The sequence below is a fragment of the Sporosarcina sp. ZBG7A genome, from assembly GCF_000813425.1.
GTDB lineage: Bacteria > Bacillota > Bacilli > Bacillales_A > Planococcaceae > Sporosarcina.
This window is the reverse complement of the sequence record NZ_JWIB01000003.1, coordinates 20,140-45,658: the sequence shown is the minus strand read 5'-3', so window position 1 is coordinate 45,658 and position 25,519 is coordinate 20,140. Positions and strand designations below refer to the sequence as shown.

The 25,519-nt window shown below is 46.3% G+C and carries 15 protein-coding genes; 14 read left to right on the top strand and 1 reads right to left on the bottom strand.

The features are described from left to right. Window positions 1-192: 192 nt before the first annotated feature. From RL70_RS00690 to RL70_RS00620, 14 genes are all read left to right on the top strand, one after another. Window positions 193-5,160 (top strand): S8 family serine peptidase, encoded by a 4,968-nt coding sequence (locus RL70_RS00690; protein WP_052245703.1) that lies wholly within the window; start codon window positions 193-195, stop codon window positions 5,158-5,160. 529 nt (window positions 5,161-5,689) lie between these two features. Next, window positions 5,690-6,787: a helix-turn-helix domain-containing protein gene (locus tag RL70_RS00685; RefSeq protein WP_039041515.1), complete on the top strand. Its 1,098-nt coding sequence runs from the start codon at window positions 5,690-5,692 to the stop codon at window positions 6,785-6,787. Then, window positions 6,787-7,014 carry a PLDc N-terminal domain-containing protein gene (locus tag RL70_RS00680; protein ID WP_039041514.1) on the top strand — a complete coding sequence of 76 codons (228 nt, stop codon included), beginning with the start codon at window positions 6,787-6,789 and terminating at the stop codon, window positions 7,012-7,014. The genes RL70_RS00685 and RL70_RS00680 overlap by 1 nt, the downstream gene beginning before the upstream one ends. Next, a complete protein-coding gene (locus tag RL70_RS00675) occupies window positions 6,998-7,894 on the top strand; it encodes an ABC transporter ATP-binding protein (protein WP_039041513.1) in 897 nt (298 codons plus the stop codon). The genes RL70_RS00680 and RL70_RS00675 overlap by 17 nt, the downstream gene beginning before the upstream one ends. Further along, window positions 7,891-8,655, top strand: coding sequence for an ABC transporter permease (locus RL70_RS00670; protein ID WP_039041512.1), 765 nt, complete (start codon window positions 7,891-7,893; stop codon window positions 8,653-8,655). The genes RL70_RS00675 and RL70_RS00670 overlap by 4 nt, the downstream gene beginning before the upstream one ends. Window positions 8,656-8,743: 88 nt before the next feature. Then, the gene (locus RL70_RS00665) at window positions 8,744-9,343 is read left to right on the top strand and encodes a PolC-type DNA polymerase III (protein ID WP_039041511.1); all 600 of its coding nucleotides are present in this window, start codon (window positions 8,744-8,746) and stop codon (window positions 9,341-9,343) included. Window positions 9,344-9,993: 650 nt separating this feature from the next. Beyond that, window positions 9,994-10,950, top strand: a complete 957-nt coding sequence (locus RL70_RS00660; protein WP_039041510.1) for a nuclease-related domain-containing protein — start codon at window positions 9,994-9,996, stop codon at window positions 10,948-10,950. A 607-nt stretch (window positions 10,951-11,557) separates the two neighbouring features. Further along, complete coding sequence (locus tag RL70_RS00655) at window positions 11,558-11,914, top strand: YhdT family protein (RefSeq protein ID WP_082003268.1); 357 nt, start codon at window positions 11,558-11,560, stop codon at window positions 11,912-11,914. Further along, window positions 11,911-13,353: a sodium/pantothenate symporter gene (gene panF, locus RL70_RS00650; protein ID WP_039041509.1), complete on the top strand. Its 1,443-nt coding sequence runs from the start codon at window positions 11,911-11,913 to the stop codon at window positions 13,351-13,353. The genes RL70_RS00655 and panF overlap by 4 nt, the downstream gene beginning before the upstream one ends. Before the next feature lie 267 nt (window positions 13,354-13,620). After that, the gene (locus tag RL70_RS00645; RefSeq protein ID WP_052245702.1) at window positions 13,621-15,855 is read left to right on the top strand and encodes a 5'-nucleotidase C-terminal domain-containing protein; all 2,235 of its coding nucleotides are present in this window, start codon (window positions 13,621-13,623) and stop codon (window positions 15,853-15,855) included. A gap of 236 nt (window positions 15,856-16,091) precedes the next feature. Then, window positions 16,092-17,573: an N-acetylmuramoyl-L-alanine amidase gene (locus RL70_RS00640; protein WP_039041508.1), complete on the top strand. Its 1,482-nt coding sequence runs from the start codon at window positions 16,092-16,094 to the stop codon at window positions 17,571-17,573. Window positions 17,574-17,684: 111 nt separating this feature from the next. Then, window positions 17,685-19,619 carry a S8 family serine peptidase gene (locus RL70_RS00635; RefSeq protein WP_052245701.1) on the top strand — a complete coding sequence of 645 codons (1,935 nt, stop codon included), beginning with the start codon at window positions 17,685-17,687 and terminating at the stop codon, window positions 19,617-19,619. 597 nt (window positions 19,620-20,216) lie between these two features. Continuing rightward, the gene (locus RL70_RS00625) at window positions 20,217-21,284 is read left to right on the top strand and encodes a C40 family peptidase (protein ID WP_039041506.1); all 1,068 of its coding nucleotides are present in this window, start codon (window positions 20,217-20,219) and stop codon (window positions 21,282-21,284) included. Between the two features lie 92 nt (window positions 21,285-21,376). After that, a complete protein-coding gene (locus RL70_RS00620) occupies window positions 21,377-23,446 on the top strand; it encodes an S-layer homology domain-containing protein (RefSeq protein ID WP_039041505.1) in 2,070 nt (689 codons plus the stop codon). 375 nt (window positions 23,447-23,821) lie between these two features. Here the strand turns inward: RL70_RS00620 and RL70_RS00610 are convergent, their stop codons facing one another. Further along, a complete protein-coding gene (locus RL70_RS00610; protein WP_039041503.1) occupies window positions 23,822-25,411 on the bottom strand; it encodes a hypothetical protein in 1,590 nt (529 codons plus the stop codon). Window positions 25,412-25,519 lie beyond the last annotated feature (108 nt).

The window sequence follows — 25,519 nt, the reverse complement described above, 5'->3', positions numbered from 1 at the left end:
GTACTCAACCCTTCCAACGGACTACTCCACATGACCCAAATAGATGCCTATCGAACGATTTTTCAGAAAATAGTGTTAAAACATTAAAACCTTGTCATCAAGCCATTCTAAAATCTTCCAAACTATGATATTGTCATTCTGTCACTTAATTTAGTTAAGTCTGACAACAAAAATTTTAAGGGGGAAGAGGAATTGGCCAATAAGAAATTCACGAAATTTCTAAGTACATTTTTAACAATTATCTTGGTTCTTTCGCTTGTTCTGCCGTTCTCCGGTACTGCAAACGCAGCGCTGTTGAAACAGCCGTTCAAGCCGAATCCGCAAGATGCCAGTGCGCTCCAGCAAAAAACTGCGATTGCGCAACAGACAAGCTTGCTGGAAGGGGATGCCCGACTCCATAAGGATCTGCAGGATCTTACTGGTAGTCAAAAAGTTCCCGTCATCATTCATTTATCCGAAAAAGCGGTGGGTCTTGAACAAGGGATCAAGAAGCTAAACGGAAAGAAGATGACACAATCTGAAATCGCTAACAAAAAAGAAAAAATCAAAACTCAGCAAAACACAGCTCGTAAAGAAATGACGGTCAAAAACGTCAAATTCGACCAAGCTTACTCATACGATACAGTCCTCAATGGTCTCTCCGGAACAGTTCAAGCGAACGACCTCAAGAAACTCCTAACAGTAAGCGGCGTGAAATACGTCGAACCCGATGCGACAGTCTATGCACAAGAAGGTCTACAAAAAGTGGACCCAAAAGTAGATGCTAAGATGGACACAAGCATTCCATTCCTAGGCATCAACAAGCTATGGGAAGAAGGAATTGAGGGACAAGGTGTCAAAGTCGCAGTCCTCGATACTGGAATTGATGCTTCACATCCTGATTTGAAAGCCGTTTATAAAGGCGGTAAAAACTTCGTTCCTCACGTAGGTGGCGATTATGCACGTCCACGCGCAGATGACGATGGTTCTGAAACATCTCCACTCGATCGTCCGGCTAACAAACCGGAAGTGAACGAACGTGGTAGCTCATTCTATACGACTCACGGAACACACGTGGCCGGCACAATTGCCGCACAAGGTAACAACGAATTCGGTATCAAAGGAATCGCTCCGAAAGTTGACCTTTACTCATACCGCGTCCTTGGCGCTTACGGTAGTGGTGCAACTTCAGGTATCATCAAAGCGATCGACACAGCAGTCATCGAGAAAATCGACGTTATCAACCTATCACTCGGTGGTGGCGCAAACTCTGAAACAGATGGTGCATCCTTCGCCATCAACAACGCAATGCTTGCAGGCACGATTTCTGTCATCGCAACGGGCAACTCAGGTCCTAACCGAGGCACAATGGGCACACCTGCAACATCACGACTCGGAATTGCGGTAGGAAATACAACAAATCCGGAAGTACATTACAAAGCAAACGTAAATGTAAAAGCAGGTGACTTCACATACAACAAAGTGAATGATCTGATGGCAACGACGTTCGGTAAAAACGTAGAATCCGAATTGACAGGTAACTACGACCTCGTTGCAATTCCTGGAGTCGGCGCTGAAAAAGACTACGCGGATCTTGACGTAACTGGCAAAGTAGCACTCGTTTCTCGTGGAGAAATCGCGTTTGTCGATAAAGTCGCAGCGGCTAAGAAAAATGGTGCAGCAGCTATTATCGTCCAAAACTTTGCTGGCGGTACAAATGCACCAAACAAATCCGACGTTTTCCTAGGCGATGCATTCGAATTCATCCCGACATTTGACATGTCTCAAACTGACGGAGATGCACTTCGCGCGGCACTTGCAACAGCACCAGGTACAATTTCGTTTGATCAATTCTCAAACGTTAAAACAACAGGCGATGAAGTCAATGACTCAAGTTCACGTGGTCCATCCACACCGAACTTTGACATTAAGCCGGACGTTGCGGCACCTGGAACAAACATCATGTCAACAATCCCAATGTACGGGAACGATTACCCGGACGCAGATTACAGCGAAGCATACTCACGTAAAACAGGTACGTCCATGGCAACTCCACACATTGCTGGAATCGCAGCACTTGTGAAGCAAGCGAATCCAACATGGAACGCATTTGACGTGAAAGTAGCTCTCTCAAACACGGCAACATTGCTCGATACGACGAAATATGACGTCTTCGCACAAGGAGCAGGACGTGTTGATGCTTACAAGGCGGCACACGCAGATGTACTTGCTTATGCGATTGACAAAGCAAACAACGACGGAACGGAAGTTGAAAACTTAAAAGGAACCGTTACATTCGGTCCTCAAAAGTTGGATAAAAACCTGAACGTCACTAAGCAAATTAAAGTGAAAGATTTGAAATCAGCTGGCGGCGACTACACAGTTTCCGTTGACGTAACAAAAGGATTTGGCGACGCAAAAGTCGCAGTAGACAAATCCGAGTTCACACTAAATGGCGAACAGTTATTGAACGTAACTCTGACTGCTTCTAAGGCAGAGACAAAAGCTGGGGATGAAATCCTCGGGTACATTCACATCGAAGGAAATGGCCAGGATCTTTCATTACCATTCGCAGCGGACTTTGGCGGCGCATCTGCAGTCGCAATTCAAGATATGGAAATCACGAAAACAGATCTATCGTTCAACGGAGATGGCGTGAATGACGACGCAATGATGTACTTCACGATTACAGGTGACGTTGCCACAAACTTCATCGAGCTTTGGAACATTATGGACCCAACGGGTGGAGCATACGCGGATGGCTACATCGGCTACTTGCATGCAAGCACTTCACTTGGTTCAGGCTCTTACCAGCTTCCGATTGCGGGGCAATACACACCGTGGGATGGCACTGGGAAAGCACAAATTCCGGACGGTTTGTATACAATTGATTTCACTGCGGAAACCGTGTCTGGCAATCCACCAGTGATCTCTGATTATGTTGGACCGGTTGTTGTGAAATCGACAGCTGGCACAATCGAAGGAACAGTTGCAGACGGAAAAGCAACGGGTAAAATCATCGACAAGTACGTCGATTACCAAAAAGAGCTCGTGAAATTCGGAATGGGCTACGACATCAACACAAAACTTGCAGCAACATATGAAGTGACAGCAGGGGAAACGGTTGTTGACTCTGGTGCAGTTAAACTCGAACAGGATGGTTCATTCACATTCAACCTTCCAACGTTTGATAAAACCAAAAACAATGTCACTGTGAAATATGCTGACGCTGCTGGCAACAAAGCAGAAGAAATCATCTACACAGCAGTCGAAGAGCCAGTGGACACAGTTTCTGTTTCTATCGATCAATCTGCGCTTGACTTGAAAGTGGGCGACACAGCTCAACTACTCGTCACAGAAACTACAACGAAGCCAGACGGCACGTCAACTGACCGCGACGTAACTGCAGAAGCAACATTCGCTTCAAGCAACGCAGCAGTTGCAACAGTTTCAAACGGAAAAGTGACAGCAGTCGCTGCGGGTAAAGCAGACATCACAGTCACATATAACGACTTCACACAAACAGTTCCAGTCACAGTAACTGCTGAACCTGTGAAAGAAGAAGTCAGCTATGCAGTTAACAAGAAAAACCTATCACTTGGTGTTGGCCAGCAAGAACAGCTAACAATCACTGAAACTAAAGTGAAAGCTGACGGTACAGTCGTGAAAACTGACGTAACGCCAGCAGTAAACTTCAATGTAGTCGATAATTCAATCGCTACAGTCCACAAAGGACTTGTAACTGCGCACAAAGCAGGCAAAACACAAGTCCGCGTCATGATCCCTGGACAAGATACTCTCTTCGTTTATCTAGAAGTGAAAGATCTTCCACAAGACGTTGTGACGTATTCGGTTGATAAAAACACTCTTAAATTAGGTGTAGGTCAACAAGAACAACTTACTGTTTTGAAGACGACAGTAAAGCCAGATGGAACAGTTGTTGAACAAGACTTCACGCCATCGACAAGCTTCAATGTTGTGAACAACAAGATCGCAACGGTCTCAAAAGGACTCGTAACTGCTCACAAAGCAGGTAAAACACAAGTCCGCGTCATGATTCCAGGAGAAGACACGATCTTCGTATATTTGGAAGTCGTCACACCTCAACAAAACATCGTCACGTATTCAGTGGATAAAACCGACGTGAAGATGCAAGTGAATCAGCAAAAGCAATTGAAGGTGACTGAGAAAACAGTGACTCCAGATGGCAAAATCACTGAAAAAGACGTAACTGGCGCAAGCAACTACAGCGTCGTTAACAACAAAATTGCAACGGTTAAAAAAGGATTGATCAGCGCGCTCACACCAGGTAAAACGCAAGTGAAAGTCGTCTTGCCGAACGGTGAAAGCCTACTCGTCTACTTGACGGTAAAAGGTGAGCCCGCTCCAATCATCACGTATTCGTTGGATAAAGACAGTGTCTCCTTGAAATCTGGGGACACAGATTCTGTCCAGCTCGTCGAAACAACGACGAAAGCGGATGGAACGGCGACAACTAAAGACGTAACAACAGACGCAACGTATCAGTCCAATAATGCGGACGTTGCAAAAGTATTCCAAGGTAAAATCACGGCAATCGGAGCAGGAGACGCAGAAATCAGCGTCACACTCGGCGACTTCACAACGACTGTCAAAGTCCACGTAGAAGCCGCTGCACCGAAAGCGGTCGTGGTGACTGAAGATATGATTAACACTTTCATCAAGGACAAAAAAGCGAAGCAAATCATCATTGATGTACCCTCCGCTGAAGGCACGATGGACGTGGAGTTCTCGAAAGCAGTGTTAAAGCAAATCGAGAAGTCCGAAAAAGACCTTGTTCTAAAAGCAGGCAACGCAGTGTACACATTTGAAGACGATGCTGTGGAAGAGTTAATGGAACGCACTGGCGGAGACGCAGTGATTACGGTCGGCACATCGTCATCATCAGATGTGAAAAACGCAGTTTCAGATGTCTACACAATCGACTTCGCTAAAGGGACAGCTGCTCAAAAATCATCTGTCAATAAATTCGAAGAAGAAATCGCAGTTGCCATCCAACTAGACGAAGCAACAGCGAAAAAGTTGAAGAAAGCAGAAGCCCTCAACTTGAGCACAAACAAATCATCAAAAGTAAAAGTGAAAAAGAACGAAGCGCAGTTTGAAATTGAGGCTGCAGGAAGCTACGTGATCGTACAGAAATAAATGAAAAGGCTGCCCTCCCTCGGGCAGCCTTTTTGCATGTTCTAGCGATAGAATCGTCTGCCTACCCCCTCCATTCCCGCGGAAATATCCCCAGTCCAATCCACTTCCAAACTCGCGACCAATCCGGCTCTCCCTATTTTAGAACCAAGACAAATTGGTGTGCTCCGCTTTGCTGCGCATTTAGTGATGAAAAATGAGAGTATGAAGGATTTGGATGTCCAAGTTTTCCATTTGAACGAACGCTAACTAAGGATACCCGCCCGTTTCCCCGAGCAACCCGCTCGTTCTCCGAGGCAACTCGCCCGTTCCTCGCGGCAACCCGACCGTTCCCAACGGCAACCCGCTCGTATGCCTGAGCAACCCGATCGTTCCCCGCGGCAACCCGCTCATTTCCCTCAACAACCCGCCCCTTCCCATCGTACAAAGTAACCTAACAGTTGACTCGCCACTCCGTATATCAACCAAGAGTAGATTGAATCTCCCACCGATTAACATATACTAAAGAGAGAACATAAAAGGGGGAGACACCATGCTCCGAATCGGCTCCATTATACTTCGTGAACGCCAGCGGTTGAACATCACGCAGGAAACACTCGCCACACATTGCCAAGTCACAAAAGCATCCGTCTCGAAATGGGAGAACGGGCAAAGTTATCCCGACATCACATTGCTCCCAAAACTCGCAGCCTACTTTGATATCACGGTTGATGAACTGATCAGCTACCAACAAGAGGTATCCAAGCAAACAATCCAAGAGCTGTATAATGACTTCTCGCAAAAATTTGGGAAAGAATCATTTTCACGCGTGTTTCAAGAGGTCGAAAACCAAGTGAAAACGCACTATCACCATCCATCGCTACTTCTGCAAATGAGTATTCTTATGCTCAATCATTATCACCTTGCAGAAGACAGCGCGATTATTTTGGATAAAATCACACAGTGGCTCGAGCGAATTCGCCAGGTTAGCGATGACGTCTGGGTGCTGAGACAAGTGAACTCCTTGCTAGCAAACGTTGCGCTCATGCAAGAGAATCCGCAAAAAACTCTCGAGCTCCTAGATGGCGTCATCCAACCGAGCATCGGGGACGAAGTGGTGCTCGCAACTGCCTATGAACAAGTCGGAAACACTGAAGAAGCCACGCGCGCTATCCAAGTGATGATGTACCAAAGCATCCTTCAAATCGTTGGCAGCAGTCCGATTTATTTGAGACTCACAACGTCCAATCGGGATGCGTTCAATGAAACCATTCGTCGCATTGACGGATTGATCGACCTCTACGAGCTCAAAAAGCTCCATCCCAATATGTGCGTACAATTTTATGTAAGCGTCGCACAAGCAGCCGCAACTGAACAAAATCGTGAGTTACTCTATAACTATCTCACCAAGTATGTAGATGTATGCGTACACGATCTATGGCCGATCGCACTCCGAGGTGATGCCTATTTCAATTTATTAGAAGACTGGTTGGAACAATTAGATCTCGGGAAAAACGCACTTCGTAACGATGCTCTCATTAAACAATCCATTATCGAGCTCATGGACGCTCCATTTTTTGAACCTTATCAAGAGGATAAAGAAATGCGCAATTTAAAGAAGAAATTACATTGGGGATTGGAGGATAAATAATGAACACAGATTTGGATTTACTCATGGAATACTTGCCGTTTATAATACCAATCGCCCTGCTCCAATTCGGACTTGCCATTTTTTCCGTTATTCACATCATCCGCCACCCGCATTACCGGTTCGGCAACCAAGTAATGTGGTTACTCATTGTGCTTTTCATTCAATTCATCGGACCACTTATTTACTTTATCGCAGGAAGGGGGGACGAAGATGGTCATGTCCATTAACAACGTCACAAAGAAATTTGGTGGAAAAGAAGTCCTCAAAAACGTTAGTCTCACCATACCAGAGCACTCCATTTTTGGTTTCGTTGGCGCAAACGGTGCTGGTAAGACGACACTCATGAAATGCATGTTAGGGCTACTCCCGGTCACATCGGGCACCATCATAATCGCAGGTGAAACGGTCAAATTCGGCCAAACAAAGTCGAACGCACACATCGGCTACTTGCCCGACGTCCCTGAATTTTATCCATATTACACTGCACGAGAATACCTGGAATTATGCGCAGTCATCACGAATATGCAGAAATCAGAACTCAAGCAACGCATCGAAGAATTACTCGAACTAGTAGGACTCAGCCAAACCAAATCCCCAATTCGAACGTACTCGAGGGGCATGAAACAACGACTCGGCATTGCGCAAGCACTCCTGAATCGCCCAAAACTGCTAATTTGCGATGAACCCACATCGGCACTCGATCCAGTCGGACGTGCGCAGATTTTATCCATATTACAAGCAGCAAAATCCGAAACAACCGTATTCTTCTCAACACACATTCTGTCAGACGCCGAGCAAATTTGTGACCGCGTCGCTATGCTGCACGAGGGAACCATCATCTTTGAAGATGAACTCGCGGCACTTCAGCAACAAGTTGAACATCAGTATGTGTTTACGTTCACCATATCGGCGGAACAGGCGCTATCACAGCTCAGAGAACTCGAACACCACATGTATATAGAAGAAGACACACTCATCGTACAGTTATCAAGCGAGAGTGAACGCCTACTATTCATGCGCGAACTTACGGATCACAACCTTGTCATCCAATCGATGCATCCTCACACAAGACTGCTCGAACAAGTCGTGCTGGAGGTGCTGAAATGAGCCCATGGTTCGGTTTTCTTAAGAAGGAATGGACGGAGAGTGTGAAGTCCTACAAGCTGCTGCTTACTATCCTTATTTTTTCTGTAATCGGCATTTTAAATCCGTTCACCGCAAAAATCACGCCTGCACTCATGGAGAATTTCATGCCAGAAGGCACGGTCCTGAATCTACCCGAACCAACAGCGCTGGACTCATGGCTACAATTCTACAAAAACTTCCCGCAAATGGGTCTGTTCATCTTTATTCTTTTGTTCAGCACGATGATGTCGAAAGAGCTCGAAAAAGGTACACTTGTCATCTTGCTCACAAAAGGGCTGCGCAGGAGTACGGTCATCACTGCGAAATTTGCAATGGGCTTTGCTTATTGGACGCTCGCATTCCTGCTGACATTTATCATCACGTATAGCTACACCGCCTTTTATTGGGATCAAACCATCGTCCAGCACGTGTTCCTCGCCGCGGGCTGCGTCTATGTATTCGGGTTACTGTTGTTCACAATCACGCTTTGGGGTAACACCTATTTCGCATCCGCGTATGGCGGTCTTTTGGTGACAGTGGTGGCAGTGATCACATTGTTTATCATCGCGATTTTCCCGGACTCTGCAACTTGGAATCCACTCCAACTGCTGACAGGGCCACCGCAGATGTTAACAGGAGATGTTGTGCCGAAAGAAATGCTGACACCATTTTTAGTCGCAATGGGGTCACTGCTCGTTTTTCTATTAGGAACTATTCTTCATTTTAATAAAAAACGTCTGTAATACTCGGCTATTCAAACACGGTGTCTGTTTTGTGCGGTCGTTCCAGGGTATACTAGCCATAATAGGTTCGTAGAGGGGGAGCAACCGCATGGATATCCATGAAAAAGCGATTAGGCTGTTGCAGGAAAAGGCCGAGCAACCGAATCGTTCACGCAAAACAACTGCACAAAAATATAAAAAAAGCACGAAACCCGTGAACGATTATGTTGTGCTCGATTTTGAGACGACGGGATTACGAGCAGGAGCCGATCAAATTATTCAAATTGGGGCAATCCGCTATTTCGACCACTGGAAAGATGAACAGATGGACGTCCTCATCAATCCACAGCGCTACATTTCACCAACAATTACCCGTCTTACAGGAATCACCAATGAAATGGTAGAGGAAGCGCCAACGATTGATGAAAAACTAGGTGAGCTGATCGAATTCATCGGGGAACTGCCGATCATCGCACACAACGCCTCATTCGACATGGGCTTCCTATATGCGCTCGAAGGTGTAAATGGCATTTCCATCCCGGAATATACCGTCATCGACACGGTGAAAATAGCACGCCAAAAAATCAAAGACACACCCAATCACAAACTCACAACACTCACACAATACCTACAACTCGAACACGACGCCCACAACGCAATCGGCGACTGCCTAGCAACCGCCGCAATCTATCAATATTGCACCAAGTAAAACCCTGCCGCGGCAGGGTTTTTGTGTGTTTTGAGTCTGCAAATCCTCTGAAAACCAGGTGCAGAAGCTCGAGCATGCGCCCAATCCGCTCACGCAAGCCTAAAAGTGATCAAGCATCCCAAGAATCCGCTCAAGCAACCCGAAAAGTGATCAAGTACCTTGAGAATCTGCTCAAGCAACATGGAAAGTGATCAAGCCAAGGGGGAAGCCGCTCAAGTCATCACCAAATGTGATCAAGACCTACCTAAATCCGCTCAAGTATAGCCCGAGCCCGCGGAAATTCCCCTAAATCACACACAACTCAAACTCGCGACCAATTAATCTCTCCCATTCCTGAAAACCAAAACCAAGATTGATTTGTGTGCGCCGCTCCGCGTCGCAAATTCGAGCAGAAATCCCACGGAACCTGGAAAAGGTGCTCAAGCAAGTGCCGAATCCGCTCAATCAAGCCAAAAAGTGATCAAGCTCAATGGTAATCCGCTCAAGCAAGCCTCAAATGTGATCAAGCATAATCCAAATCCACTCAAGTAACCCTAAAAGCAATCAACCCAAACTCGAATTGTGTCAAAAACCCAATAATTCGGCTTTGCGACATTCTATATCTTTTCTGAAAGGGACAAGCTAGACTATAGAAAAATGGAGGTGAACCCTTGTTATACAAACAACGAACAATGCCAAAACTACTCCAAGGACTGCTCGCATTGGAGAAACGATTATCACCAACTCACCCACAGTATGACTATATTCAAAAAGAACTCTACAAAACACGTGCGGGTTATGGGGGAGAGGTGGAATACGACCGCTATATGAAAGAAGTCCGAACTGACTACCCGCATGCCATCCTCCATGATCTTTCCTTGCAACAAGAAGGCGTCTATTTTCAAATCGACTCCCTATTCATCACCCCCGAGGCAATCATCATCACAGAAATCAAAAACAGAGCGGGAAAAATTCTGATCAAAACGAACCCAACACAGTTTCTGCAAGTATCTGCCGAAGGAGAATCTACTGTATTTCGAAGTCCAATAGTAGAAGTAAATCGAAAACAGCAGTTTTTGGAAAGATGGCTCGCTAAGCGTAATATTCACATCCCTGTCCGAGGTATTATTGTGTTCGCTCACAATAACGAGCTGCTAATTGAAGAACAACCTCCAATGCCTGTGTTTACTTCCTACGAGGCACCTATTTATTTTAGGTCCCTAGAGATTCAAGAACGTGTGTTGGATAAAAAAAGGATAGAAATGATTGCGACAGCCCTTGTGCAAAGCGATAGACAATACAATCCTCCACTATTAAGCACGCGCTACAGAATCTCCAAACAAGATATGATTCCGGGAGTGTTTTGTCCTGGATGTACTGGAACTGAAGTAATGCAATGGGAGAAACTTCGCTGGAATTGTCCGAGGTGCGGGAATGTCAGTGCAACTGAACACGAAAAGACATTAGGGGAGTGGTTCCTGATCGTCTCAGGAAATATCACAAATCGTGCATTTTGCGAATTCACGGGTGTACCCGATCGACATACCGCTAAAAGGCTACTAGCCCGAAGTCGGTTGCATAGAAGAGGGAAACGGGCGGGGAGTGTATACGTCCCTGCGAATAAATAAATGAACAGTCACGCTTCGCTTAGGCGAAGCGTGACTTACTAGGTTTTCCACATGAGATTTAGTAAACTGCTCAAGCATACGGTGAACCCGCTCAAGTAGTCATCAAAAGTGATCAAGCACCCCCTCAACCAGCTCAAGCAAGCCTGAAAGTGATCAAGCCTCATGGTATTCCGCTCAAGCAAGCCAAAATGTGATCAAGCACGAGATGAATCCGCTCAAGTACATCACAACAACATGTCCGCGGCACAACTACCAAGTCCCCGACCTCCAAAACTCGCGACCAATTAATCTCTCCCATTCCTGAAAACGAAAACCAAGATTGATTTGTGTGCGCCGCTCCGCGTCGCAATTTCGAGCGGAAATCCAAAAGGTGCTCAAGCATGCGCCCAATCCGCTCAAGCAAGTCTAAAAGTGATCAAGCTCCGTGGCACTCCGCTCAAGCAAGCCTCAAAAGTGATCAAGCACCCCAAGAATCCGCTCAAGCAACTCAAAATGTGATCAAGCCCCACACTAATCCCCTCAAACACAACAAATTCCCCCTACCCCCCATCCACAAAATAGGATATACTCAACAAAAACCCAACACTCACTAAAAGGAGGCACCGCCATGCGACCGGACACACCCAACTCACCACAATCTGATCAACCCAAACAAGACCCGCGCTTCAAAACCGCGCATAAAGAAGCATGGATCGGCGTTGCACTCGCCATCTTCAACTTCATCTGGTGGTTCGGCTTTGCCTATGGACTTGGCGGTCGCCCCGTCGAAGAATATACATATATACTCGGCCTGCCCGACTGGTTCTTCTGGAGCTGCGTCGTTGGCTTCATACTCATGAGTATCATCACCGTCGTCCTCGCGAAATTCGTCCTCACCGACATGCCGCTTGACGACGACCCGACGTACCATCCAAATCCACCTAATTTTTCGGATAAACCCGCACAGAAAGGACCGAAATCATGAACATCGGCGTACTCATCCCGCTTATCATATTCCTGATCGCAATATTCGCCATCGGGTTCATTGCCTCCAAGCAAATGGGCAGTGGCGGCAGTTTCCTGCAAGACTACTTCCTGGGCGGCCGTGAACTCGGCGGCTTCGTCCTCGCGATGACCATGGTTGCAACTTACGGAAGCGCATCCAGCTTCCTTGGCGGTCCCGGAACCGCATACACCGTCGGTTTCGGCTGGGCGCTTCTCGCGATGACCCAAGTCGTAACTGGCTACTTCGTCCTGCTCGTACTCGGTAAAAAGTTCGCCATCCTGAGCCGTCGCTACGACGCTGTCACGATGATAGACTTCCTGAAAGCGCGTTACAACAGCCCAGCGGTCGCAATACTCTCAGCCATCGCCATCATCGTCTTCCTATTTTCCGCGATGACAGCGCAATGGGTAGGCGGCGGACGGCTCATCGAATCACTCACCGGCCTCAGTTACACGTCGGCGCTCTTCATCTTCGCGGTCAGCGTCCTTGTTTACGTCACGATCGGTGGATTCCGTGCCGTCGCACTCACAGACGCCGTCCAAGGCGCTATCATGGTCGTGGGAACTCTCATTCTACTCATCGGTGTTATCATCGCGGGTGGCGGAATCCCAGCCATCATGCAAGATTTGTTAAATGAAAACCCGCGCCTCGTCACGCCCTTTGGAGCAGACGGCAGCCTAACCGCAGCCTACGTCTCAAGTTTCTGGATACTCGTCGGTGTTGGTGTCGTCGGACTTCCGCAAATGGTCATCCGGACAATGAGCTACAAAAGCTCCCGTGCCATGCACCGCGCACTCGCAATCGGCACAATCGTCACCGGTTTCATCATGCTCAACATGCACTTGATCGGCATATTTGCGCGTCCCGTCCTACCAGGAATCGAAGTGGGGGATAAAGTCATCCCTCTCATCGCGCTCGAAGTCTTGCCGCCATGGTTAGCCGGCATCGTTCTCGCTGCGCCGATGGCCGCAATCATGTCCACCGTCGACTCGCTCTTGCTGCTCGTCAGCTCAGCGATTGTCAAGGACGTATACCTGAACTTCATCAAACCAGACGCACCCGAAAAAAAGATCAAAATACTCAGCTTCGGCATCACAGGCGTACTCGGAATCGTCGTATTCCTACTAGCCCTACAACCGCCGGACCTACTGATCTTCCTAAACCTATTCGCATTCGGAGGACTAGAAGCCGCCTTCATCTGGCCAATCGTCCTAGGACTCTACTGGAAACACGGCAACAAATACGGCGCGTTTCTATCCATGCTCACCGGAATCGGCAGCTACATCGCCATCCATTTTTACAACCAGGAATACGGCAACCTACTCGGCGTCCACACTGTCACCATCCCAGTAGTCCTATCCCTACTCGCATACCTACTCGGAAGCTTAGCCATAAAACGCGAACCCTTCCGTTTCTAAATAAATCCCTCGGAGCCATCATAGCCCCGAGGGATTTCTCTATTCTTTCTATCTGCAATGTTAATATCTGTGCTAAAAATATCCGTCGACCGAAGCGAAAGACGGCGACTGAGATCAAGCTCGCGGAAAGCGCCGTCTGTAGCGTAGGAAGACACAGTCCTTACATCACCCTTATTCAAATAAATCCAAATACAACTAGTCGTAACACTCTGAAACTGATATGATAGACATGCATGTCCAAACTACTATTCTAGGGGGCAATTTCGAATGACGAAGAAGACTAGATTCATGGCAACGACCATAACAGCGGCAGCAGTCGCAACTGCACTGGCGGTACCAAGCGCATCAGCCGATTCCTCGAAATTCACCGACGTATCTGAGCGTTATGCAGACGCGGTCAACTTCCTATGGGCAAATAACGTAACATCAGGCGTAAGCGAAACAAAATTCGACACAACTTCAAACGTAAAGCGCGCAGACGCAGCGATATTCATCGCAAAAGTCATGGGCCTTGAGCCAGGTGGCGTATACAAAGACTCAGGCTTCACAGACGTACCGACAAAAGCAAAGTGGGCAGTCGATGCACTTGCGGAACACGGAATCGTCAACGGGAAAAGCACAACGAAATTCGGTGCTTCCGAACACCTCACACGTGGTGAAGCAGCAGCAATGATCGTCAAAGCAGCAAAAATCGAAGCCGACAACAAACTAACTAAAACACAATTTACAGACGTCAACAAACGCTTCGCACCATACGTCCAAGCACTTGTCGATGAAAAAATCGCAAGCGGGAAAGACAGCAAAACATTCGGCACATCCATGCCCGTCACACGTGGCGAACTTGCCCTATTTCTCAACCGAGGCAACGCGAAATTCGGCTACTTCGATCTCATGGTGATGCACATGAATGACCACCACGCATATCTCGACAACTTCCCGTACATTTCGACAGTTGTGAACGAACTGCGTGCAAATAATGAAAATAACCTATTACTCCACGGTGGAGACGTCTTCTCAGGCGACCTTTACTGGAACAAATATAAAGGACAAGCAGACGTTGTGATGATGAACTACCTTGGCTTTGATGCCGTCACTTTCGGTAACCACGAATTTGACGAAGGTGGCTCTCATGAAGCTATGAGAAATTATATAAAGGGTGCACAATTCCCTGTACTCACTGCAAACATTGATACATCTGCCGAACCTGCTTTTGAAGGCCTTCAAAAACGTGGCGTATATGACAATGCTGCCGCTGGTGGTATTTATGACGGTTCCATTCAAACAATAAATGGTGAAAAGGTTGGTATTTTCGGATTAACTACTGAAGAAACTGCGAATATTGCCTCTCCAAATAAACTAAAACTCGAAAATCACATCGAGCGTGCTAAAGAAACAGTGGCTGCCTTTGAAGCACAAGGTGTCAATAAGATTATTGCAATGACACACCTTGGCGTTCATGAGTCTCCTATTTATGGAAATGACCAAGCACTAGCAAAAGCAGTTCCTGGAATTGACATCATTGTTGGCGGACATAGCCACACTGAATTGAAAGAGCCGATTGCGATTACCCATGCAACAGGTAGTAAAACATTCATTGTCCAAGCCGGAGAGCATGGAAATAACCTTGGTACACTAGACGTAAAGTTCAATCTTAAAGGTGAAGCATATTCGAATAGTGGACAACTTATCAAGATCGATACGAAAACGATGAAGGCTGATCCAAAGGCTGCAGCAGTTCTTAAGCCTTTCCAACAAGGTAAAGAAGAGCTCAAGAAAGAACCAATTGGTGTTGAAACAGAAGTAATGTTGGATGCAACACGTGATTCAAGCAATGAAGGTAAATCCAGTATTCGTCATAACGAAACAAACTTAGGTAACGTAATTGCAGATGCTATGCTCTGGAAAGCAAAGTCCATGCCTAATCTTAAAGATGAAATCGTTGTATCCTTGCAAAACGGTGGCGGTGTTCGTACGAGCATCGAAGGTGGACAGATTTCGGTGGGAAGTATTGTGCAGGTTCTACCTTTTGGAAACCCTTTGGCAATTGTGGAATCAAATGGTAAAGAAGTGAAAGAAGCATTAGAACATAGTGTCCGCGCTGATACTATTGAGGGTGGCAAAGGATTGAAAGAGAACGGTGGATTCCTGCACGTTGGCGGACTTAAATTCACATTCGACAGTGCGAAAAAATCGGGCGAGCGAGTGGATAAAGTCTGGGTGCTTGACGGAGAGGAATACGTTCCACTTACTGAGGACAAAAAGGTATATATTGCAACAAATAGCTTCACAGCAAGAGGCGGCGATGACTATGATGTATTCAAAAAAGCATCTGATGAAGGCAGAGTATCAGACCCTGGCTTCTCAGACACTCAAAACCTAATCGAATACCTTCAGTCACTAGGCGACAAAATCAACCCACAAGTCGAAGGTCGCATCATCGACACTTCTCTTGAAACGCAACAAAATGGATATAAAGTTCCAGTTGAAGGTGCAAAAAACTAAATAAAAAGATAAAAAATAACGCCGGATCATCACTTGTAAGATGATCCGGCGTTTTCTACAAAATGCGTCCTGCAAGGCTTTGCAGCAAGCTAGCAAACAAAATAAGGACTGAATAGCTAGTCTGAAAAAACATTAACCTATTAACATACCCCAATTTAGGTCGATAGAAACATAGAGAAATACAAAGAATTGTTGTATCCTTTACGGTAACGACAAATATTTGGAGGATTGTAATTTTGAAGAAACTCGCAGTATGTCTTACATTATCTCTCGCAGCGCTTGTCCCATTCGGACAAGATTCCAAGGCCGCAGCCAACTTCACGGATGTCGGAACGACTCACCGTGCACAGGCTGAAATCTATTATCTTGTCGAAGGCGGTATCACAAGCGGAGTCTCTGAAACTCGTTTCGTCCCGGAGCAACAAGTAACGCGTGGACAAGCAGCAGCCATGCTCGGTCGTACACTGAACTTGAACGGAGAACAGCGTCCGACAAACTTTAAGGACGTTGGGAAAAACAATTTCGCTTCCGGCTACATAAAGCAGCTAGTCGACAAAAAAATCATTTCCGGATATCCAGATGGTAGCTTCAAACCAGACAAGACACTGAGTCGTGGAGAAATGGCTGTTCTTATTGGACGAACTTTCGATTATAATGCAAGTTCTGTAAGTGTAGCAGCTAGTTCTCTAATGAAAAAAGGAATCGCTTCTGGCGTTGCAGACGGATCATTTGGCGAAACTCAAACAATCAAACGCGGAGACTTTGCAGTATTCCTATCTCGTAGCATCAACGCGGACTTCCGTACAGCGGATAACGAGAAATTTGACCGGAATCTTTATGTAGACACTAAAGACGGATCGAAGTTGAACCTCCGTACTGGTCCGAATACATCTTATCCGTCAATCGCTTCTATCCCGACAGGTAAAATTGTCTCGTATGCATACTTTGTCGGAGATTGGGCGTACATCACATCTGACAATGTAAAAGGTTTTGTGCACACGGCTTACTTACAGGGGGACAAGCCTTCTGACAAACCGGAAGTAACACCTCCACCAGTGAAACCGGATCCAACACCACCAGGAAAAAACCCATTGAGTGATATCACTGTAGTCATTGACGCAGGTCACGGTGGATCGGATCCAGGTAGCTCAGGCAATGGATATATAGAAAAGAACATTACATTGAACGTGGCGAAAAAGATGGAAAAGTATTATGCAAAAGTACCTATGAAAGCTAAAATGACTCGCACATCAGATACGTATGTTTCATTAGACGCACGTGGTGCTTATGCTTCGAAAGTGAAAGGTGACATTTTCGTTTCCATCCACACCAACTCACATAATGGTTCAGGAAATGGAACAGAAACTTTCTATTATAGTCGTTCAGCAGCAGTTAATCCAAACGTATCACAATCAAAAGCACTTGCAACATACGTCCAAAACCGTCAGCTTGAAGCATGGGGACTAACAGACCGTGGTATCAAAGTAGGTAACTGGGCTGTACTTCGACAAAACACTGTACCAGCCGTACTCGCTGAACTTGGGTTCATCTCAAGTAAAAAAGACATGGCCGTCATGGGTACAGAAGCTGGTCGTGAAAAGATGGCAAAAGGATTATTCCTTGCCACACTCGACTATTACTATTATTATGAAAATAGAAAAGATGTTTTGCCTTTGTATAGCACAGTAAATGCTACGCCGAGTGGCAAACTTCACTAAACACACCCATTCCACTCGTTCATAAGATCGAGTGGAATTTTTTCTGGATACGTGCTCAAAAAGGACTGATACAGGGTATAGGAATCATATCGTACATAAAGGAGTGATCATGTGAAAAAGTTAGGTTTTGCAGTCGTCTTGGCCTTAGGTTTGCTAATTCCCATGCAAGCGCACGCCGAAGAGCGTACAGACTGGTTGCTCCATGGATCGGACGCCGACTTACAGGCAATTAGTCAAAAAGTGAGTTCCGTCGCGAAGGAATTTAAACATGCACCACTCGGAGAAGTCCAGCTTACAAAACAAGAAGTTGAAGAAATTCGCACTCATTATCCGAACGTCAACATTTATCCAAACCGGGAATACGGAATCGCAGCAACCCCTGTTACACCAGCACCGCCTTCCCAAATTACGTACCCAAAACGATTTAACCTTATTAACACCACGCCTGAAGTAATTACTCCTTATACAGGCAAAGGCGTCCGGGTCGCGATTCTTGATAGCGGAATCGATGTCACGCATAGCAAGCTTAACGTCAAAGACGGCTTTTGCGCCTTGCCGAAAGATCAATGCGCTGAAGGAAATGTGCCCTATAATGACGATCTCGGTCATGGAACGCACGTGGCAGGAATTTTATCTGCAGCTAAAGCAAGTAACGGCACGATGGGTGTCGCACCAGGTGTTGACTTATATGCCATCAAAGCTATCAATTCCGAGGACTCAGGTCGAACCATCGACATTATTAACGGTGTCGAGTGGGCAATAAACCATAAAATCGATATTTTGAATATGAGTATCACCACAAACCGCGATGATCCAGCACTCAAACTGATGCTTGAAAAAGCTTATGCTACAGGCATGATTATCGTTGCGTCATCGGGGAACGAAGAAATGGGCGATTTGAAAGACTCTGTTCAATACCCAGCAAAGTATCCTACTGTTATCGCAACAACAGCCATTAACTACAACAAAGAACGCTTTTTAGAAGCTTCGATTGGACCTGAAGTAGAACTGGCAGCACCAGGCGTCGACATTTTAAGCACGTTTCCACGTGCACTTGACGACGATGGGAAAAAAGATGGCTACTATGAGTTATCAGGGACATCCATGGCATCTCCACACGTTTCAGGAATCGCAGCACTCCTAAAAGAGCGCTTCCCTGAACTGACTAACGTGCGATTGCGCTCGATTCTGGCAAATGCCGCTGAAGACCTAGGTGCAAAAGGACGCGACCGACAGTTCGGCTATGGACTCGTCCGATATCCATCAAAGGTCGAAGAGATTCCAATGATGATGCAATATACGCAAAATGGGCGAGTCGTGTTTGAATTGTCGAACGCTGACAAAACGAGAACCCGCCAATTGAAAATCGAAGATCGTACAATTACCGAGCAATCTCCAGGGAAATGGGAGACATACTTACTGCCTGGAACGTATAAAGGAAAGTATGCCATCATGACAAACACAGGCAAACAAATTCAAGAAGACCTCATTGTGAAGATTGAAGGTACGAGTTATAAAGATGTCTCAGGATCGAAATGGTATTCGCCACAAATCGCCTACTTGATGGATAAAAAACTGATCTACGGATTCGAAGGAAACGTATTCAAACCCGATCGGAAAATCACAAGGGCAGAAGCAGTGGCAATCATGGGGCGTGCCTCAGGATTGAACGGAGAAAAGCGGAAAACTCAATTCAAAGATGTCAATTCGAACAGCTTTGCATCTGGCTACATCCAATCAGCACGTGAAAAAGGGCTGCTTGGAGGATTCCCAGACGGAACATTCCGTCCGAACCAACCCGTAACACGTGGAGAAATGGCATTACTTCTTCAAAAAGCATTCAACATTCAATATGATGCAAAACAAAAATCACCATTTAAAGACATGACACCTAACGTATCAAGCTACCAAGCAGCACTCGCGCTAACACAATCAGGCGTCACAAAAGGATACCCAGACGGCACATTCAAGCCACAAGAAACAATGAGCCGTGCCACCTACAGCGTCTTCCTAGCTGGTGCAGAAAACCCAAGTTTGTTCAAATAAATACCAAAACCGCGCACAGCCCACCAGGCCGCGCGGTTTTTTCATGCCCACATCCGGTAACCCGTTCGTTCTCCAAGGAAACCCGATCGTTCTCCGAGGGAACCCGCCCGTTCCGCGCGACAACCCGATCGATCTCTGAGGCAACCCGCCCGTTCCGCACGACAACCCGATCATTCTCCGAGGGAACCCGCCCGTTCCACACGCCGACCCGCTCATTCCCGCGGAAAATCATCCTCGTCACACCAATATCAAACTCGCGACCAATCCATCTTTCCCCATTCCAAAACCAAGACTAATTGGTGTGCTTCGCTCCGCTACGCATTTAGTGAGGGAGAGTGGGGGACACAAGAGTTTACAACAATCTCCGACACTGTGCCTGACCCTGCTTCACGCAAAAAACCGCTCATTTCCCCATCAACACGTACCACTCAAAACTATTCATTATATCCACAACTCTATTAAAATAAACCAATCTACTAATATTGTAACACAAATGTAATATTCCCTGTCAGTCTTTTCTGATACGATATAGTCATAGAGAGAATTCTAGGTAAATAGACGTTGGAAGCAGTCAATCATCCTAAATCGAGGTGGGACATGAGAAAGCAACTAGTAGTCTTTTTGGCCTTTATTTTAGTTTTTACAAGCATGTTCACAGTAGCCCCTCAAAAAAGCCAAGCCGCTTCAGGGGACAGCATCGTTGCCTACGCCAAAAAATTCGAAGGAACTCCATATTTATTTGGTGGCTCCACACCAACTGCATTTGATTGCTCGGGCTATATCCTCTACGTTTTCAAGTTTTTCGGCATCTCGTTGCCACGTACATCAGAAACACAATTCAATGTCGGGACATCAGTGGCCCGTGACAACTTGCAAGCTGGAGATCTCGTCTTCTTTGAAAATACATACAAGCCTGGTATTTCCCATACAGGTATTTACATCGGAAACGGAAACTTCATATCAGCAGAATCTAGCGGCGTTAAAATTTCGAATCTAGACACTAACCCATACTGGGGACCGAAATACGCAGGAGCTAAACGCGTCTCGGGGATCACGACGACACCGCCTACAAAGCCCGTTGCTCCAACACCGACACCACCAGCTCCATCAAAGCCAACACCTACTCCGCCTACATCTTTTAATGACGTAGCGGCGAAGCACCCAGCATACGAAGCAATCGAAACACTCAGCACGCAAAAAATCATCAGCGGATTCCCGGATGGCTCATTCCAACCTGAAATGCAGGTCACACGTGGACAAGCCGCAACGATGATCAACCGCGTATTGAAATTACGCCCACGATTCCCACTCAGCTATAGCGACGTCCCAGCAACACATGCTTTTGCGAAAGACATCTCTGCAATGAGTGACGCAGGAATCCTGAGTGGCTATGAAGACGGCTCATTCGGCATGTATGATCCGTTAACGAAAGCGCAACTTGCCATCATCTTGGATCGTGCATTCAGCATGACGACAACCGCTTCAGTCCTAACGAAACCACCGTACATTGACGTACCTGTCACGTACCGTGCAGCTGAAGCAATCGGTGCTTTAAAGAAAATGGACAAGACAACAGTCTTCCAAACACCGAATTTCTCAATTGCTGCAAACGCAACACGTGCACAATTCTCAGCCGCTCTTTACAGCGTTGCTGAACTACGTTAACAAAACAAAATGCCGCCCTCAAGCTCTCGTGAAGGGCGGCATTTCTTGTTCCAACCAAAAAAACAACTCAACTAGAAGGGGGAACTACACATATGAAATCACTTCGTTCCATGACAAAATTGGTGGCTATTCTTTCCGCATTTCTCTTACTCATCACCTTGGTAATCCCGGCATCACCGGCCCACGCAGATGAACTGACAGGTCGTACACTAGAAAAAGAACTCCGTGAAATGATTGATAAAGGCATTCTTTCAGGCCACACCGACGGAACATACCGTCCGACAGAAAACGTCTCCCGCGAACAATTTGCCGCATTCATTGCGCGAGCGTTGAAACTCCCAGAAGCAGACGGTAACTTTAAAGACGTCCCTAAAACTAGTAAACTCGCGAAAGACATTTACAGAGTACAAAAAGCAGGGCTGATGAATGGATACAGCGGGGGGATGTTCAAACCCGAGGCACCAATCACCCGCGAGCAAGTATCCCTTACCATGACGAACGTCTTGAACTACAGCCAAATGGACTTAAAAGAATCACGTATCGACTTCACGGATCTGGACAAATTCCAATCATCCGGTAGCGTGCGCTCAGTCTACTACAACATCACATATGGCATTATTAGCGGTATCCCGAACAAAGACGGCTCTATGCGATTTGAGCCGAAATCCAATACAACACGCGAACAAGCAGCAGCATTCATTTCTCGTTATTTGAAAGCAGCTGAAGGAAACGAGCTGCCAGGAATTCCAGAAAAACCAGAAAAACCTGAGCCGCCAACTCAGGGCAATGACTTCTATCTTGCAACGCTAACAAACGGCAAGTTGGTTAAACAGTTAAAAGGGCACAGTACCTACTTAGCTGCTGCAAATCTATTTAATGACTCCAATAACTATGCAGCTATGTACCGCGGAAACGAACTGATTCGAGTGAAAAGCGGTATGGCGTTTGGAGATAATAAAACTTCAGCAGGCAAAGAAGCAAATACGATCATTTACTTTGACTCGGCTTTCAAGAAACAAGCAACATATGTTCAACAGGGGAGAGAGCTGAAGTATCTAGGCTCGAACGATGATTACGTCAAAGTGCAAGTCGGCGCAACAGTCGGTTATGCGAAGCATTCAGAAGTGGATCTTATTCCAATCCAACTTGTAACAGATCGTGATCGCTACACAGTCAGTGAGTGGGGGACGCTAATTCACTACACTTATAATTATATGAGTAAAAAAGGTGCGTCGTATCCAATCATGCCAGCACCCGATTTCTTGAAGCAGGGCACTACCTATTATAGTCCTGACGGCGTTCATTATATGGACTCCACAGGTAAAGGTGTGGGTACGTTCTTCCCGTACTTCCAATTCCTATCGGCACGGTCGGCGACTAGCTATACAGGAGCAGAACTAGATTCGCTAATTAAAAAAGTCTTAGTTGAGCGAGAAGCCCTTAACTCAAGCAAGTACAAAGACGCAACGAAGAAGTCGAAGCTCATAGGACTTGGATCGTTCTTCAAAACTCTTGAAAAAGAACGTCACATGAACGCACTTATGATTCTCTCGCTCGCAGTACACGAGAGCGACTACGGAATGAGCGAAACAGCACAAACATGCAACAACTTGTTCGGGTTGTACAAATACGATTCACTGACAAAGTTATGTCCTGACAAAGGGACATTTAAAGTACCAAGCGACAGTGCAGTTGCACTTGTTGACACCTTCTTGAATCCGAATTACATTAATCCCGACAGCACGTTGAACCGTGCATTGGGTGCTGCATTCGGTAACAAAACAACTGGCTTCAATGTCAACTATGCATCTGATCCAACATGGGGCGCAAAAGCAGGCGCGCACATGTATGAGTTGGATAAAAAAGCAGGCGGAAAAGACTTATTTGCATACAAACAGTTCGCACTCACAAGCCTTGAGATTGCGACGAATGTCCGCAAAGCACCAAGCACATCAGCGCCAATTCTTTTCACATATAAGCCGCATTACAACGGAATTTACCAAGATTCGAGCTCAGGCATTGGTCTTGGTTACCCGTTGACTGTCATCGGATCCGTTAAAGGTGACGACGGCAAGACGTGGTACGAAGTGTTTAGTGATAAAGCTGGCGTAGATCATGGTTTTATCCGCGAAGATGTCGTGAATATCATCAATTATAAGTAAATCCAACCCCCTAGAATAGCTATGGCTATTCTAGGGGGTTTTTACGTCTGTGTATAATTTGATAGTGATTAAGTGTGATTCAAATTGGCTAAAACCCACATTACTTTATACAAGAGGCGACCTGATTGTCACAAGCTCCAATTACTTCAAAACCAAGACTTATTGGTAGGCTCCGCTCAGCATTTTCTGCTGAGAGTTTCATAGAAGTTAGAAAAATTCACTCGAAAAATGCCGAAAGTGATCGAGCAAATAGTGTATCCGCTCAAGCAACCCGAAAAGTGATCAAGCAGGTAGCGAATCAGCTCAAGCAACCCGAAAAGTGACCAAGCAACCATCAAATCCACTCAAGCACCACACAAAAAAACAGGGGCGCAATCACCCCTGTTTCAAATGCTTCGTAACTTTCTCTATCAATTCCTCACCACTGTCTTCCAAAAACTGCATCTTCGCGTCAATCAACTCATCAAAGTACGCATTCCGCTCCATCCCCATCTCTTCCAGAAGACTTTGTGTTTCCACTAAATCCACCAACGTCAACTGAGGATAGTCATCGCCAGAAAACGTGCCGTCTGGACGCGCCTGATACCATAAATCGCCATTGTCGCGAATCCAACCACCTTGATCCGCACCGAAGCTTTCAATACCCTTCATGACGCTCTTGGCAGTATCTAAATACTTCGCATCATCCGTCTCACGATACGCCGTTAGCAAAATCTTCAATCCACCAAGCTCATGATTCAACGAAGCATGAGGGATATCCGTCTTAGGATCCTCATCGAAATAATCGACTATCATGAATCCATCACCTGCTTCAATTGTTTCGCCTTTTTCAATTCGAGACAGCAAGTAATCCGCATACACCGGCACATACAACTTCGACTCATCGACCTCGTCGTCGAACTTCTTCTCCGTATCGTCCAGGAAAAACGCTACGTATTCGTTGTAACGCGTATCCACATAAGGAGCCTTGATGCCATACGCATTATTCAGCCACGCACTCGTATATTCCGTAGGCCAGCGCGTCCCATCGAACTCATTAATGTAATTCAACAAGTTCACACGTGAATTCAACACCATCGTCTCAAAAAACAACGACTCCGATTTCCCATACCATTCAAGCGCCACATCGTCTTCCATCCGACCGATTACACGACCATACCCCATCTTCGTTCCGGGATCAATCGAAAATGGCAACTTCGTATACGGGCCATCCGTTGTCATCCAGTTCAACTGAGAAAACTGGTTTTCAAGCGCGAACTCTATGTAGTCTTTCTCTTCGTCCGCAGTCTCGAACAACGGTGAATCCGCGAGTAACACCCAAGACTCCGCAATCTGATGACCACCCGCTTTAGCCCCCCGAGTAAACCCATCATCGGTCACCTTCACGTCTTGCACTTCCTTGTCGAGTTCACGAATCCGACTTTCTCCGACATCATACGCTTTCACAAGCTCTTTCGATGTGAATGAATACCCGACTATCGCTTCCGCAACGTTCGCATTGCCATCAATCGACAATTTCCCAAAAGGATTCACCGTGGGATCTGTTCCGAACGTATCATGGTGAGGATGCTTCACCTTACGAGGATTCCATGAATTCTCCGCAACCTTTACAGAATCACCAAAGTGATACTCCGTTTCCAAGGATACCCCGAGTCGAGCGTCATTCGTCAACCGCTCAAACAGAAACTTCGAACCATTCCCGAGCGTCCGTTCCGTCAGCTCATACGACCCGATTTTCTTTCCAAGCCGCTGCACGGAATAAGTATGTATAACATCCTTCGTATTTTCTACACTGCGTTCCGTATCTTTTTGGTAGGAGAGTTCAAAAAAACGAGGAATCTTTACATCCACTTGCACATCTTTCGTGGAATACACCCGCTCCGTCGTCGTCCCCTTTAAAAAGATTCCCGCAACACCTGCCACTACAAGAACCGCTAACAGCACCCCAACTATCCATTTCTTCACCAATCCCACTCCTTTCGATACAACCTCAGCATTCATTCCTATATATCCAATTATAAATTACAAGCGCAGGCGTCTAAAGGGGAAAGCTATCCCTCAGCGCCAAGCGTT

Bases quoted from the DNA above. Each gene is read 5' to 3' on its own strand.
- RL70_RS00685 (WP_039041515.1), top strand. From the start codon at position 5,690: ATGCTCCGAATCGGCTCCATTATACTTCGTGAACGCCAGCGGTTGAAC.
- RL70_RS00675 (WP_039041513.1), top strand. From the start codon at position 6,998: ATGGTCATGTCCATTAACAACGTCACAAAGAAATTTGGTGGAAAAGAA.
- RL70_RS00625 (WP_039041506.1), top strand. From the start codon at position 20,217: ATGAGAAAGCAACTAGTAGTCTTTTTGGCCTTTATTTTAGTTTTTACA.
- RL70_RS00665 (WP_039041511.1), top strand. From the start codon at position 8,744: ATGGATATCCATGAAAAAGCGATTAGGCTGTTGCAGGAAAAGGCCGAG.
- panF (WP_039041509.1), top strand. From the start codon at position 11,911: ATGAACATCGGCGTACTCATCCCGCTTATCATATTCCTGATCGCAATA.
- RL70_RS00655 (WP_082003268.1), top strand. From the start codon at position 11,558: ATGCGACCGGACACACCCAACTCACCACAATCTGATCAACCCAAACAA.
- RL70_RS00670 (WP_039041512.1), top strand. From the start codon at position 7,891: ATGAGCCCATGGTTCGGTTTTCTTAAGAAGGAATGGACGGAGAGTGTG.
- RL70_RS00680 (WP_039041514.1), top strand. From the start codon at position 6,787: ATGAACACAGATTTGGATTTACTCATGGAATACTTGCCGTTTATAATA.
- RL70_RS00620 (WP_039041505.1), top strand. From the start codon at position 21,377: ATGAAATCACTTCGTTCCATGACAAAATTGGTGGCTATTCTTTCCGCA.
- RL70_RS00645 (WP_052245702.1), top strand. From the start codon at position 13,621: ATGACGAAGAAGACTAGATTCATGGCAACGACCATAACAGCGGCAGCA.